The 13138-nt window shown below is 70.6% G+C and carries 12 protein-coding genes and 3 pseudogenes; 11 read left to right on the top strand and 4 right to left on the bottom strand.

Annotation, left to right across the window (positions count from 1 at the left end; all coding sequences use genetic code 11):
* Nucleotides 1–189: pseudogene (locus tag ACWD6R_RS35135) on the bottom strand (hypothetical protein); the annotation flags it as partial.
* Complete coding sequence (locus ACWD6R_RS35140; protein WP_451822442.1) at nt 173–1054, bottom strand: hypothetical protein; 882 nt, start codon at nt 1052–1054, stop codon at nt 173–175. The gene ACWD6R_RS35140 and the pseudogene ACWD6R_RS35135, both read right to left, overlap by 17 nt.
* A 40-nt stretch (nt 1055–1094) precedes the next feature.
* Between ACWD6R_RS35140 and ACWD6R_RS35145 the strand changes: the two genes are divergently transcribed.
* The 7 genes and pseudogenes from ACWD6R_RS35145 (at nt 1095) to ACWD6R_RS35175 (ending at nt 7966) form a co-directional block, all read left to right on the top strand.
* Nucleotides 1095–2042 (top strand): Ppx/GppA phosphatase family protein, encoded by a 948-nt coding sequence (locus tag ACWD6R_RS35145; RefSeq protein WP_451822443.1) that lies wholly within the window; start codon nt 1095–1097, stop codon nt 2040–2042.
* A gap of 126 nt (nt 2043–2168) precedes the next feature.
* The gene (locus ACWD6R_RS35150) at nt 2169–2996 is read left to right on the top strand and encodes a sugar phosphate isomerase/epimerase family protein (RefSeq protein ID WP_451822444.1); all 828 of its coding nucleotides are present in this window, start codon (nt 2169–2171) and stop codon (nt 2994–2996) included.
* Complete coding sequence (locus ACWD6R_RS35155) at nt 2993–3655, top strand: TetR/AcrR family transcriptional regulator (RefSeq protein WP_451822445.1); 663 nt, start codon at nt 2993–2995, stop codon at nt 3653–3655. Before ACWD6R_RS35150 ends, ACWD6R_RS35155 begins: the two co-directional genes overlap by 4 nt.
* Nucleotides 3656–3893: 238 nt before the next feature.
* Nucleotides 3894–5744: a dihydroxy-acid dehydratase gene (gene ilvD / locus ACWD6R_RS35160; RefSeq protein WP_451822446.1), complete on the top strand. Its 1851-nt coding sequence runs from the start codon at nt 3894–3896 to the stop codon at nt 5742–5744.
* A gap of 155 nt (nt 5745–5899) precedes the next feature.
* Nucleotides 5900–6382: an acetyltransferase gene (locus ACWD6R_RS35165; protein WP_451822447.1), complete on the top strand. Its 483-nt coding sequence runs from the start codon at nt 5900–5902 to the stop codon at nt 6380–6382.
* A gap of 76 nt (nt 6383–6458) precedes the next feature.
* Entirely contained in the window at nt 6459–7007 is a 549-nt protein-coding gene (locus tag ACWD6R_RS35170) for a hypothetical protein (protein WP_451822448.1), read from the top strand.
* A gap of 177 nt (nt 7008–7184) precedes the next feature.
* A pseudogene (locus ACWD6R_RS35175) lies at nt 7185–7966 on the top strand (class I SAM-dependent methyltransferase).
* Between the two features lie 27 nt (nt 7967–7993).
* Here ACWD6R_RS35175 and ACWD6R_RS35180 read toward each other — a convergent pair.
* Nucleotides 7994–8518: pseudogene (locus ACWD6R_RS35180) on the bottom strand (SulP family inorganic anion transporter); the annotation flags it as partial.
* A 117-nt stretch (nt 8519–8635) separates the two neighbouring features.
* Here ACWD6R_RS35180 and ACWD6R_RS35185 point away from each other — a divergent pair.
* From ACWD6R_RS35185 to proC, 3 genes are all read left to right on the top strand, one after another.
* On the top strand, nt 8636–9403 hold the full coding sequence (locus ACWD6R_RS35185; protein WP_451822449.1) for an ABC transporter ATP-binding protein: 768 nt from the start codon (nt 8636–8638) through the stop codon (nt 9401–9403).
* The gene (locus ACWD6R_RS35190) at nt 9400–10221 is read left to right on the top strand and encodes an ABC transporter permease (RefSeq protein WP_451822450.1); all 822 of its coding nucleotides are present in this window, start codon (nt 9400–9402) and stop codon (nt 10219–10221) included. The genes ACWD6R_RS35185 and ACWD6R_RS35190 overlap by 4 nt, the downstream gene beginning before the upstream one ends.
* A 76-nt stretch (nt 10222–10297) precedes the next feature.
* A complete protein-coding gene (proC, locus tag ACWD6R_RS35195) occupies nt 10298–11107 on the top strand; it encodes a pyrroline-5-carboxylate reductase (protein WP_393308804.1) in 810 nt (269 codons plus the stop codon).
* A 3-nt stretch (nt 11108–11110) separates the two neighbouring features.
* Here proC and ACWD6R_RS35200 read toward each other — a convergent pair whose 3' ends face one another.
* Complete coding sequence (locus ACWD6R_RS35200) at nt 11111–11698, bottom strand: cysteine hydrolase family protein (protein WP_451822451.1); 588 nt, start codon at nt 11696–11698, stop codon at nt 11111–11113.
* Between the two features lie 74 nt (nt 11699–11772).
* Between ACWD6R_RS35200 and ACWD6R_RS35205 the strand changes: the two genes are divergently transcribed.
* Complete coding sequence (locus ACWD6R_RS35205; protein WP_451822452.1) at nt 11773–12789, top strand: GlxA family transcriptional regulator; 1017 nt, start codon at nt 11773–11775, stop codon at nt 12787–12789.
* Nucleotides 12790–13138: the final 349 nt, after the last annotated feature.

Here is a 13138-nt window from a genome sequence, read left to right on the forward strand (position 1 = left end):
AGACCCCGGGACGAGTCCGTCCGACCCCGGGACGAGTCCGTCCGACCCCGGGACGAGTCCGTCCGACCCCGGGACGAGTCCGTCCGACCCCGGGACGAGTCCGTCCGACCCCGGGACAAGTCCGTCCGACCCGGCGCCGACGGGCTGAATGCCGACCTCGGCCCGTCGGTCCTCAGTCCAGCGGGTCACTGGGCCCCTGGGCCTCCGCGGGTCCTACCGGATCCGCGGGATGCGGCGCCATCGGCAGCAGCGAGGACAACCGCTCCTCGCACAGCTCGACCAGCCGCTCGTACGCCTCCTTGCCCATCAGCTCGGTGAGCTCGGGCCGGTAGGAGACGTAAACCGGCTCCCCGGCCCCGTGCGCCGAGGTCGCCGACGTGCACCACCAGTGCAGATCGTGACCGCCCGGACCCCAGCCCCGGCGGTCGTACTCGCCGATCGAGACCTGGAGCACGCGCGTGTCGTCGGGGCGGTCGATCCAGTCGTACGTACGCCGGATCGGCAGCTGCCAGCACACGTCCGGCTTGGTTTCCAGGGGCTCCTTGCCCTCGCGCAGCGCCAGGATGTGCAGTGAGCACCCGGCTCCGGCCGCGAATCCGGGCCGGTTCTGGAAGATGCAGGACCCCTTCCAGCGGCGCGTCTGGCGTTCGCCGTCGTCGTCGACCTCGACCCAGCCCGTCTCCGTACCGACGTCGTGGAACTGCCACAGCTCCGGGGTCAGCCGGGAGACGTGGTCCGCCACCCGCTTCTCGTCGTCCTCGTCGGAGAAGTGCGCACCCAGCGTGCAGCATCCGTCGTCCGCACGGCCCGCCTGGATGCCCTGGCAGCCACTGCCGAAGATGCAGGTCCACCTGGAGGTCAGCCAGGTCAGGTCGCAGCGGAAGATCTGCTCGTCGTCCGCGGGATCGGGGAACTCGACCCAGGCGCGTGCGAAGTCGATCCCCTTCTCGTCTTCGGACCGGTCAGGCCCGTTCTTTTCCGGCTGCTGCATCTCCTGCTTCGTTCTCTGCTTCTTCGTGATTTTGCCCGGCTTCGCCTTTTTCGTCTTTGGCACGGGCCAAGAGTAAGTCCGCGGGAGCAGTAGCGTTCCGCGTATGAGACTCGGAGTCCTCGACGTGGGGTCGAACACGGTTCATCTGCTGGTGGTGGACGCGCATCCCGGCGCCCGCCCGCTGCCCGCGCACTCGCACAAGGCGGAGCTGCGCCTGGCCGAACTCCTCGATGCGGACGGAGCGATCGGCCCCCAGGGCGTGGACCGGCTCGTGTCGACGATCGCCGGTGCGCTGCAGGCCGCCGAGGACAAGGGCTGCGAGGACGTGCTGCCGTTCGCCACGTCCGCGGTGCGGGAAGCGAGCAACGCCGACCAGGTGCTGACCCGGGTACGGGAGGAGACGGGCGTCGATCTCGCCGTCCTCAGCGGCGAGGAGGAGGCCCGGCTCACCTTCCTCGCGGTCCGCCGCTGGTTCGGCTGGTCGGCGGGGAAGCTGCTGGTCCTCGACATCGGCGGCGGCTCGCTGGAGATCGCGTACGGCATCGACGAGGAGCCCGACGCCGCCGTGTCGCTGCCGCTCGGGGCCGGGCGCCTCACCGCCGGCTGGCTGCTGCACGACCCGCCGGACCCGGCGGAGGTGAAGGTGCTGCGCCGCCACGTGCGGGCCAGCATCGCCCGTACGGTCGGCGAGTTCAGCCGCTTCGGCCGCCCCGACCACGTCGTGGCGACCTCCAAGACGTTCAAGCAGCTCGCCAGGATCGCAGGCGCCGCGCGCTCCGCCGAGGGTCTCTACGTGCAGCGCACCCTCACCCGGAAGGCCCTGGAGGAATGGGTGCCCAAGCTGGCGGCCATGACAGCCGACCAGCGCGGCCGGCTGTCCGGTGTCTCCGAGGGGCGGGCCGCGCAGCTGCTCGCCGGGGCGATGGTCGCCGAGGGGGCGATGGATCTCTTCGGTGTGGAGGAGTTGGAGATCTGCCCGTGGGCGCTGCGGGAGGGAGTGATCCTGCGCCGCCTGGACCACCTCCCGACGGCGGCGGCCGCCCTGAACTGACCGCGCGGTCCGCCGGAGGACCGGGGTGACGGGGGAGCGCGGAACGCCGGGAGCGGAGTCATGGCCCTTCTCACTTTCCGCCTCGGCGCCTCGGTGGCGCGCACACTTGCCCCGTACGCTGTCTGCGTGGCAGAACCAGTGGTGCGCATCCCGGATGCGAAGGTCGCCCTGTCGACGGCTTCCGTCTATCCGGAGTCGACGGCGACGGCCTTCGAGATTGCCGCGCGTCTGGGCTACGACGGTGTCGAGATCATGGTCTGGACCGATCCCGTCAGCCAGGACATCGAGGCGTTGCGACGCCTCTCGGACTACCACCAGGTACCGATCCTCGCCGTTCACGCGCCCTGTCTGCTGATCACCCAGCGGGTCTGGTCCACCGATCCATGGGTGAAGCTCCAGCGGGCCCGCGCGGCCGCGGAGAAGCTCGGAGCGACGACCGTCGTCGTCCATCCGCCGTTCCGCTGGCAGCGCCAGTACGCGCGCGACTTCGTCACCGGCATCTGGCGGATGGCGGACGAGACGGATGTGCGCTTCGCCGTCGAGAACATGTACCCGTGGCGGTACCGGGACCGCGAGATGCTCGCGTACGCCCCCGACTGGGACGTCACCAACAACGACTACCGCCACTTCACCGTGGACCTCTCGCACACCGCGACCGCCCGCACCGACGGCATGGCCATGGTCGACCGGATGGGCGACCGGCTCGCCCACGTCCACCTCGCCGACGGCAAGGGCTCCAACAAGGACGAGCACCTGGTGCCCGGCCGCGGTGACCAGCCCTGCGCGGAACTGCTGGAGCGCCTGGCGCGTACGGGCTTCGACGGCCATGTCGTCGTCGAGGTCAACACCCGCCGCGCCATGTCCGCAGCCGAACGTGAAGCCGACCTGGCGGAAGCGCTCGCCTTCACCCGGCTCCACCTGGCGTCCTCGTCGGCGCAGGTTCCGCGCTCATGACCCCCGGCAGGGCGGGCGGGAACACCGGCGGCGAGGGCACGGCACACACACCCCCCGAGCGCCCGAAGCGCCGAGGCCGCCCCGCCCGTACGACGGCAGACACCGGCCCCGGCGCCCGCGAACGCATCCTGGAAGCGGCCCGTACCGAATTCGCCGAACGCGGCTACGACAAGACATCGATCCGGGGCATCGCCAAGGCGGCAGGCGTCGACGCCGCACTCGTCCACCACTACTTCGGCACGAAGGACGAGGTCTTCGCGGCGGCGATCGAGGTCTCCTTCGAACCCGCCCTGGTGATCCCGTCCGTCTTGGGCATGGGCACGGACGGCCTGGGGGAGCGGCTCGCCCGCTACTTCATCGGCGTGTGGGAGAATCCGGCGTCCAGGGCTCCCCTGCTGGCGATCATGCGCTCCGCCCTGACGCACGAAGGGGCGGCGAAGGTACTGCGCGGCTTCGTTCTGCGACGGCTGCTGGAGCGGATCGCGGAGGCACTGGACGTACCGGACGCGACGTTCCGTGCGGAACTGGCCGCGTCGCACATGCTCGGGATCGCGATGCTGCGGTACGTGATCCAGGCGGAGCCGCTGGCTTCGGCGGACCCCGAGAAGATCATCGCCATGGTCGCACCGACGCTCCAGCGTTACTTGACGGAGGCCTGACCGCCCCGGGTGACCTTTCGGTCTGTCCGGCGTTCGAGGGCCGGGGTCCCGGGTGGAGCCCCGGTTCCAGGAAGAGGGCGGGCAGGGGGAACGGACCCCGCGCAGCGACCCCCACCCGCCGAGCCGCACCCCGCCCACTCACTGAGCACCCCGTCCCGCATTCCGGACACGGTGTCCAGATCGTGGAGTCGAAGCGTAGGCTCGAAGACAGTCTTTTCTGTCGAAGGAGCGAGAGACGATGCCCCAGCTGAGGTCCCGCACTGTCACCCACGGCCGCAACATGGCGGGCGCCCGCGCCCTTATGCGGGCCTCGGGCGTAGCCGGCGAGGACATCGGCAAGCCGATCATCGCGGTCGCCAACTCGTTCACCGAGTTCGTCCCCGGCCACACCCACCTTGCCCCCGTGGGCAGGATCGTCTCCGACGCCGTCAAGGCCGCAGGCGCCGTCCCCCGTGAGTTCAACACGATCGCCGTCGACGACGGCATCGCGATGGGCCACGCCGGGATGCTCTACAGCCTCCCGTCCCGCGACCTGATCGCCGACTCCGTCGAGTACATGGTCGAGGCGCACTGCGCGGACGCGCTGATCTGCATCTCCAACTGCGACAAGATCACCCCCGGCATGCTGATGGCCGCGATGCGCCTCAACATCCCGACGGTCTTCGTCTCCGGCGGCCCGATGGAGGCCGGCGAGGCCACCCTCGTCGACGGCACGGTCCGCAAGCTCGACCTGATCAACGCGATCAGCGACGCCGTCAACGAGAACGTCTCGGACGAGGACATCCTCCGTATCGAGGAGAACGCCTGCCCCACCTGCGGCAGCTGTTCCGGCATGTTCACCGCCAACTCGATGAACTGTCTGACCGAGGTCCTCGGCCTCTCCCTCCCCGGCAACGGCTCCGTCCTCGCCACGCACACCGCCCGCAAGGCGCTGTACGAGGAGGCCGGCCGCACGGTCGTCGAGATCACCAAGCGCTACTACGAGCAGGACGACGCGACGGTCCTGCCGCGCTCCATCGGCACCCGCGCCGCGTTCGACAACGCGATGGCGCTGGACATCGCCATGGGCGGCTCCACCAACACGATCCTGCACCTGCTCGCCGCCGCGCAGGAGGCCGAGCTGGACTACGACCTCGACGACATCAACGAGGTCTCGCGCCGCGTCCCCTGCCTGTCGAAGGTCGCCCCCAACGTGGCCCCCGGTGGCACGTACTACATGGAGGACGTCCACCGGGCCGGCGGCATCCCCGCCATCCTCGGTGAGCTGCACCGCGGTGGCCTGCTCAACGAGGACGTGCACTCGGTGCACTCCGCCACCCTCGGCGAGTGGCTGAAGAACTGGGACGTCCGCGGTGGCACCCCGTCCCCCGAGGCCGTCGAGCTGTGGCACGCGGCCCCCGGATGCGTGCGTTCCGCGACGGCCTTCTCGCAGTCCGAGCGCTGGGACACCCTCGACCTGGACGCGGCGGGCGGCTGCATCCGCGACATGGAGCACGCGTACTCCAAGGACGGCGGCCTCGCGGTCCTGAAGGGAAATCTCGCCGAGGACGGCTGCGTCGTGAAGACGGCGGGCGTCGACGAGTCGATCTGGACCTTCGAGGGCCCGGCGGTCGTCTGCGAGTCGCAGGACGAGGCCGTCGACAAGATCCTCCGCAAGGAGATCAAGGAGGGCGACGTCGTCGTCATCCGCTACGAGGGTCCGCGCGGCGGCCCCGGCATGCAGGAGATGCTCTACCCCACCTCCTTCCTGAAGGGCCGCGGCCTCGGCAAGAGCTGTGCGCTCGTCACCGACGGCCGCTTCTCCGGCGGAACGTCGGGCCTGTCGATCGGCCACGCATCGCCGGAGGCGGCATCGGGCGGCACGATCGCACTGGTCGAGGACGGCGACCGGATCCGGATCGACATCCCGAACCGCTCGATCGAGCTCCTCGTCCCCGAGGCCGAGCTGACCACCCGCGGTGAGGCGCTGAACGGCGTGTACGCGCCGAAGAACCGCGAGCGCAAGGTCTCGGCGGCGCTGCGGGCGTACGCGGCGATGGCGACGAGCGCGGACCGCGGCGCGGTGCGCGACGTCTCGAAGCTCGGCTGATACGACACCGGATCCCGCACACGCAGTGGCCCCCGGCGTTCTCCATACGCCGGGGGCCACTGCGTGTGCCCGACGAGACGGACGGGTAGTGACTCCACGTATCCGGGCAGATGTCCAGAATCACGCTCATCATGCGTTCTCACGATTGGGGGAGCATGCACATCCCTGTCCGTACCGACGTCCGCATCCACCGCTCGGCGGTCATCGTCTCGGCGATCGCCGCACTGGCGGCCCTCGGCGCCGTCCCGGCCCACGCGGCGTCCGCAGAAGCCACCACCGCGACCGCCGCCACCCCCGCCGGTATCTGCGGATCCGGCTACACCCAGATCGACTCGCACGCCTTCCGCAACTCCACCACCGAACTCGCCCGCGTCTACCTGCTCTACAACGCGAGCACCAAGTCCAACTGCGTGGTCACCCTCCACTCCTCCTCCACCAGCGGTTATGCGCTGCCGACCGGCGCCTGGCTCGATGTGGACGGCGACGGCAAGGGGCAGGCGAAGGACCAGGGCACGTACTCCTCGTACGCCGGTCCGGTACGCCTCGCCGCGGGCAGCCGCTGCGTGAAGTGGGGCGGAATGATCGAGGCGGGCGTCGGTACGTACACGTACACGAGCCCGTGGGAGCACTGCGGCTGATGCCGGACGGCGCTGCTCCGTCCCCCGTAGGGGCAGCGCCGCCGGTACCGCCGCCGACCCGGGGATAATCGACCTCGTGAGCGAGAAAAGCGAAGCCTCCGACGGCACCGAGCCCAGCACCGCGAGCACCGGCACCGCCCCCGGCCCGCAGCCCGAGCCCATCCGCTTCTTCGGCACGACCTGGGTCGAGCACGACGGCCGGTACGGGCTCCGCCGCGTCGGCGTCGCCCTCGGCTCCCTCGCCGCGGCCGTCGCCTCCTGCTTCGTGCTCCGCTTCGCCTACCAGGGCCTGGAGATCGCCGACGTCGGCAGCTTCGTCGGCATCCTGGTCGTCCTGATGTTCGGCGTCTGCAGCGCCATCGCCTTTCGCAAGACCTGGGAAGGGTTCACCCGCCGCCCCGCCGAGCCGGCCGGCGAGGACAATCTGCGCAGCCTGAAGACGATCGGTTTCATCGGCTCGCTGCTCGCGTACTTCTTCCGCTCGTTCCTGGAGGCGCCGGGCGAGAAGCTGCGGCGCACGGAGTACGAGGCGGCCGTCACCCAGTACGCGAAGCGCCGCTCGGCCCGGACCGGAAACCCGGCAGGCCGCAAGACGCCCAAGGACAGGAAACCCCGCCGCAAGTAAGACCGACCGGCAATTGGGGGGCGGCGTCACGGGGCTGGGGCACGCACCTCGCGGCGTTGTCGTCCATCACCATGGCTCCGCCATGGCTCAGTCCTCCGCCTTGCGATGCACGCACCCCAGCCCCGCTCCTTCACCCACCCCCCAATTGCCGGTCGGTCTAACCCCACCCGGGCCAGGATGACCTCCATGCCCCACAGAGACCCCACCACCTTCACCGCCGCTCGCTCCCGCGCTCTCTCCTTCGACCGCGCCGCCGCCCAGTACGCCGCGGCCCGCCCCGGCTACCCGCCCGCCCTCTTCGCCGCGGTCGAAGAGCTCACCGGCCACCCCCTGCGCGGCGCCCGCACCCTCGACGTCGGCGCGGGCACCGGCATCTCCACCCGGCTCCTGTCCGAGCGCGGGCCCACGTCACTGCCGTCGAACCGGGCCCCGGGATGGCGGCGGAACTGCACCGCACGCTCCCGCACGTACCGATCGTGCGCGGCGACGGCAACCGCCTTCCCTTCGCCACCGCCTCGGCCGACCTGATCACGTACGCCCAGTCCTGGCACTGGACCGATCAGACCCGATCCACCTCCGAGGCCCTTCGCGTCCTGCGCCCGGGCGGCGCGCTCGCGCTCTGGTGGAACGTCTCCGATCACGCCGTCCCCTGGATCGCCGGGCAGGACGCCCGACTCCGCCGCTTCCTCGGCGCGGACGACAGCGCCCACGGTTCGCCCGTCCGCTCCCGCGACCTGCCGGCCGAACTCGGCTTCGTACACCGCCTGGTGCCCTGGACCCGCCAGGTCTCTGTCGACACCCACCTCGCCAACCTCGGCAGCCACTCCGCCTTCCTCGTCCTCGGCGAGGAACCCACGCGCCGGTTCCTCGCCGAGGAGCGCGACAGCCTGGCGGAGCTCTTTCCGGACGACACGGTCGAGGAGAGATACGTGGTCTACCTCGGCGTGGCAAGGCGCTGACCCTCACGCCGACCCGGCCTCACCCACGTCCACAACCCCCCGCCTTTCCCGCGCCTCCCGCGCCGCGGCCCATGCCGCGGTCGCCCCCGCCGCGAGTCCCCCCGCCGCGAGCGGTGCGGGCACCACCCGGGCCGCCCGCCGCCACAGCACGAGGACGGCGAGCGTCCCGACCCCCACGACGACGACGGCGCCCGTCACCCCCGTACCCCTGACCAGTCCGGGCAGCCCGCCCAGCTTCTGCCCCATGGACCCGGGGGCCGCCAGGCCGGCGAGCACGAAGATCTGCCCGGGTATCAGCACCAGCCCGATTCCGGCCGGTATCCTGTGCACCACGGCGACCGACACCGCCCGGAACCATTGCCCGAGCCGCAGCGCTCCCAGTCCCACCTGCACCAGACCGGCGGCGAACACCAGCACCCCGAGGGCTCCGGCCTCGTACACGAGCACGGTCAGCCCGGCAGCAGCGCCGCTGACCTGCAGACTGCTGCCCGGCAGTACACCTGTCACCAGACCGCCGACGATCCCGGTGATCAGCCCCAGCTCGGCCGGCACCCGCGACCGCCTGCGCCTCGCTCCACGCTCCGCACCGAGGCCGCCTCCGCGCCCCGAAGGCTGCGCACCGCCCCGATCCCTTGACGGGTGGGCGTGGCGAGGATCAAAATTCATCGCATGATGAATTATTCGGGTGCCGCCATCGAGGCCTGCGGCCTCACGGTCGTACGAGGCAACCGCACCGTCCTGCGCGGCCTCGACTTCACCGTCGAACCCGGCAGGATCACCGGCCTCCTCGGCCCCTCGGGTTGCGGCAAATCCACCCTGATGCGAGCCGTCGTCGGCACCCAGGCCAAGGTCACCGGCACCCTCGACGTCCTCGGCAACCCCGCGGGCCACCCCACCCTCCGCCCGCGCATCGGGTACGTCACCCAGGCGCCGTCGGTCTACACCGACCTCAGCGTCCGGCAGAACCTCGACTACTTCGCGGTGATCCTTCAGCCGGGCCGCAGACACCGGGACGTCCGCCGCGCCGCCGTCGCCCGCGCCCTCACCGATGTCGACCTGACCAGCCATGCGGACGCTCTCGCCGGCACCCTCTCCGGCGGCCAGCTGACCCGTGTCTCCCTCGCCGCCGCCCTGCTCGGCACCCCCGAGCTCCTCGTCCTCGACGAACCGACCGTCGGCCTCGACCCGGTACTCCGCCGCGACCTGTGGAGCCTCTTCCACACCCTCGCCGCCGACCACGGCACCACGCTCCTCGTCTCCTCCCACGTCATGGACGAGGCCGAGCGCTGCCACCGCCTGCTCCTCATGCGCGAGGGCGAGATCCTCGCCGACGGCACCCCCGAGGCACTGCGCACCCACGCCCGGACCGCCACCGTCGAAGAAGCCTTCCTCCGCCTCGTCGACGAGGCCGCCACTTCTCAGGAGAACGCCCGATGAGCACGGCCAACATGCCGCAGCAGGCCCCCGCCACCCCGCAGGCCCCCACCGGCGGCCGTGCCCGGCCCAAACCCCAGGCCCTCAGCCCCGCCCGCACGCTCGCCACCGCCGCCCGCGTCCTGCGCCAGCTGACCCACGACCCCCGCACCGTCGCGCTGCTGCTTCTCATCCCGGTCGTGATGATCACGCTGCTCCGGTACGTCTTCGACGGCAGCCCGCAGACCTTCGATGCCATCGGCGCCTCGCTCCTCGGCATCTTCCCGCTGATCACGATGTTCCTGGTGACCTCGATCGCCACCCTCCGCGAACGCACGTCAGGCACCCTGGAACGCCTCCTCGCCATGCCGCTCGGCAAGGGCGACCTGATCGCCGGCTACGCCCTCGCCTTCGGCGCCGTCGCGATCCTCCAGTCCCTCCTGGCCACCGCGCTCTCGGTCTGGGGGCTCGGGCTCGACGTGGTCGGCTCCCCCTGGCTGCTGCTCCTCGTCGCCCTGCTCGACGCCCTGCTCGGCACGGCCCTCGGCCTCTTCGTCTCCGCCTTCGCCGCGTCCGAATTCCAGGCCGTCCAGTTCATGCCGGCCGTGATCTTCCCGCAGCTCCTGCTCTGCGGACTGTTCATCGCGCGCGACCGGATGGCACCCGCCCTCGAAGCGATCTCGAACGTCCTGCCCATGTCGTACGCGGTCGACGGCATGAACGAAGTCCTCCACCACACCGAGGTCACCGGCAACTTCGTCCGCGACGTCCTGATCGTCTCGGGCTGCGCCCTCCTCGTCCTCGCCCTCGGCGCAGCCACCCTCCGCCGCCGCACCACCTGACGTGCCGGTGCGAGGATGGCGGCGACGACGCACCACCAGAACCGCGTACCACCGCACCGTCCGGAGGGTGAACCGCATGACCCAGACAGTCGCAGTCCTCGGCACCGGCAAGATCGGCGAGGCCCTGCTCAGCGGCATGATCCGGGCGGGCTGGCGCCCGGCCGACCTGCTGGTCACCGCCCGCCGCTCCGAGCGTGCCGAGGAACTCCGTACCCGTTACGGCGTCGAGTCCGTCACCAACGCCGAAGCCGCCAAGCGCGCCGACGTCCTCATCCTCGCGGTCAAGCCCCAGGACATGGGCCGTCTCCTCGACGAACTCACCTCCCATCTCACGGCCGACCGGCTGGTCATCAGCGCCGCCGCCGGTATCACGACCGCCTTCATCGAGGACCGCCTCGCCGCGAAGACTCCGGTCGTACGGGTCATGCCGAACACCCCCGTCCTCGTCGACGAGGGCATGTCCGTCATCTCGGCGGGCAGCCACGCCACCGCCGAACATCTCGCCACCGCCGAGGCGATCTTCGGCGGTGTGGGCAAAACCCTCCGTGTCCCCGAGTCCCAGCAGGACGCCGCGACTGCGCTGTCCGGATCGGGACCCGCGTACTTCTACTTCCTCGTCGAGGCGATGACCGACGCGGGCATCCTGCTCGGCCTGCCCCGCGCCCAGGCCCACGATTTGATCGTGCAGGCCGCCATCGGCGCGGCGGTGATGCTCCGGGACAGCGGCGAACACCCGGTCAAGCTCCGCGAAGCCGTCACCAGCCCGGCCGGCACCACCATCAGTGCCATCCGGGAGCTGGAGAACCACGGCGTACGCGCCGCCCTGATCGCTGCCCTCGAAGCAGCCCGCGACCGCAGCCGCGAGCTGGCCTCGGGCAACGGCTGACCCTCACTTCCCGGCGGCAGCCACCAGCTCCGCACTGGTCACGACCTTCGCGAACCCGCCGCTGTGCAGCGACACAGCGGTGGCCCGCGCCAGCTCGTCCGCGCTCAGCGCCCACCCCCACGGCCCGACCCCGTCGAACGTGTACGTGGCATCGAACGCGAAGAACACCTCGTACCCGAGATTCCCGCCCATCCGCGCCGTCGTCTCCGCGCACATATTGGTCTGGATCCCGGCCACCACGATCTGCCGCACCCCGCCCTCACTGAGCCACGCCCCGAGATCGGGCGTGCCGAGGAAGGCGGAATTCACGGTCTTCGTCAGGAACAGCTCGGGCCCGCTGCCCTTCCCCCGCCGGTCCTCCACGTATCCCTTGAACGCGTTCCCCGAGTACCCGGGCCGCAGCGGCGAATCCGGCTTCGTCGAGTCATGCCGTACGAACACGACGGGCCGCCCACTCGTCTGCCAGGCATCGATGAGCTCCGCGATGTTCCGATCCGCCTCGGGATTGTTCCGCGGACCCCAGTGAGCCTCCTCCTCAAAGCCTTCCTGCACGTCCACCACGACCAGCGCTGCGTTCTCTGCGATCTCCATACGAACGATGCTGCCGCCCCGGACCGGTATCACCCAGAGGTCAAAAAGCCATCGATCGATGCTTTACTGCCACCATGCCGCCCCGCCCCTCCTCTACCCCCACGCGCGTCGCACTGGTCGCGTTTCCCGGCATCCGCGCGTTCGATGTCTCGGTCATCACCGAGGTCTGGGGCGTGGACCGCACCGATCGCGGCGTCCCGCCCTTCGACCTGCGCCGCACCGCCGCCGACCCGGCCCCCATCCCGCTGCGCGGCGGCCTCTCCCTCGCCCCGGACCGCACCCTCGCCTGGCTGGCCGGCGCCGACCTGATCGTCGTCCCCGGCCTCGACGACCACCTGACACCCGCTCCCGCACCGGTCCTCGACGCCCTCCGCCACGCCCACACCCGAGGTACCCCCATAGCCGCGCTCTGCGGCGGCGCCTTCACCCTCGCCCAGGCAGGACTCCTCGACGGCCGCCAAGCCGTCACCCACTGGAACCTCACCGACCTCCTCTGCACCCGCCACCCTCAGGTGACGGTCGTCCCGGACGCCCTCTTCCTCCAGGACGACAACGTCTGGACGTCAGCCGGCACCGCGGCCGGCATCGACCTCTGCCTCCATCTCGTCCGTACGGCCCATGGCGCCGAAGCCGCAGCGGCGATCGCCCGTTCGATGGTCACGGCCCCGTTCCGCACCGGCACCCAGGCCCAGTTCATCGAGCACCCCACCCCGCACACGGACCGGGACGCCGACACTCTTGCCGCAGTACGGGCCTTCGCCCTGACCCATCTGGCCGAACTCCACACGGTGGCCGACCTTGCCGCCCGCGCGGGCATGTCCCCCCGCTCCTTCGCCCGCCACTTCCAGGCGACCACGGGCACCACGCCGCTGCGCTGGCTGATCACCCAACGCATCGCCGCAGCCCAGAAGCTTCTGGAGCGGACCGACCTCCCGCTTCCCGAGGTGGCACGCAGTACGGGCTTCGGCAGCGAGATCACCATGCGCCAGCACTTCGCGACCCACCTGGCCACCAGCCCCCGGGACTACCGCCTGGCCTTCCACCACACTCCGGGTCAGCCGGAGGTTGACACGGGTCGCCCGCATCCGTAACGTGCTCCGAGTTGTCCGATGTGAGCGCCGACTCCGGTCGGTCCCCGGGCAACCATTCCGCAGGAACCACATCGAGCAAGCGACATCTGTTGCCCAGCTTTCTGTGCGCATTTGCGAAATGAGGAATCCGCGTTCGAAGGAGCGCGACCCCGATTAGCGTCGGGGCCCAGGATTCCGCTAAAGTCTCACTCGTCGGAACGGCCCAACGGCCGGGAAGGCAAACCCCGCTGACTGGGAATCAGGCCCGAAAGGATCTGATAGAGTCGGACTCGCCGGAAAGGGAAACGCGAAAGCGAAGAACTGGAAAGCGCAGTAACAAATCTTCTGCTTCGCAGAGGGCCCGCTTCGA

This window comes from Streptomyces sp. NPDC005151 (genome assembly GCF_053599875.1).

Bases quoted from the DNA above. Each gene is read 5' to 3' on its own strand.
- ACWD6R_RS35185 (WP_451822449.1), top strand. From the start codon at position 8,636: ATGATGAATTATTCGGGTGCCGCCATCGAGGCCTGCGGCCTCACGGTC.
- ACWD6R_RS35155 (WP_451822445.1), top strand. From the start codon at position 2,993: ATGACCCCCGGCAGGGCGGGCGGGAACACCGGCGGCGAGGGCACGGCA.
- ACWD6R_RS35205 (WP_451822452.1), top strand. From the start codon at position 11,773: ATGCCGCCCCGCCCCTCCTCTACCCCCACGCGCGTCGCACTGGTCGCG.
- ilvD (WP_451822446.1), top strand. From the start codon at position 3,894: ATGCCCCAGCTGAGGTCCCGCACTGTCACCCACGGCCGCAACATGGCG.
- proC (WP_393308804.1), top strand. From the start codon at position 10,298: ATGACCCAGACAGTCGCAGTCCTCGGCACCGGCAAGATCGGCGAGGCC.
- ACWD6R_RS35165 (WP_451822447.1), top strand. From the start codon at position 5,900: ATGCACATCCCTGTCCGTACCGACGTCCGCATCCACCGCTCGGCGGTC.
- ACWD6R_RS35190 (WP_451822450.1), top strand. From the start codon at position 9,400: ATGAGCACGGCCAACATGCCGCAGCAGGCCCCCGCCACCCCGCAGGCC.
- ACWD6R_RS35200 (WP_451822451.1), bottom strand. From the start codon at position 11,698: ATGGAGATCGCAGAGAACGCAGCGCTGGTCGTGGTGGACGTGCAGGAA.
- ACWD6R_RS35145 (WP_451822443.1), top strand. From the start codon at position 1,095: ATGAGACTCGGAGTCCTCGACGTGGGGTCGAACACGGTTCATCTGCTG.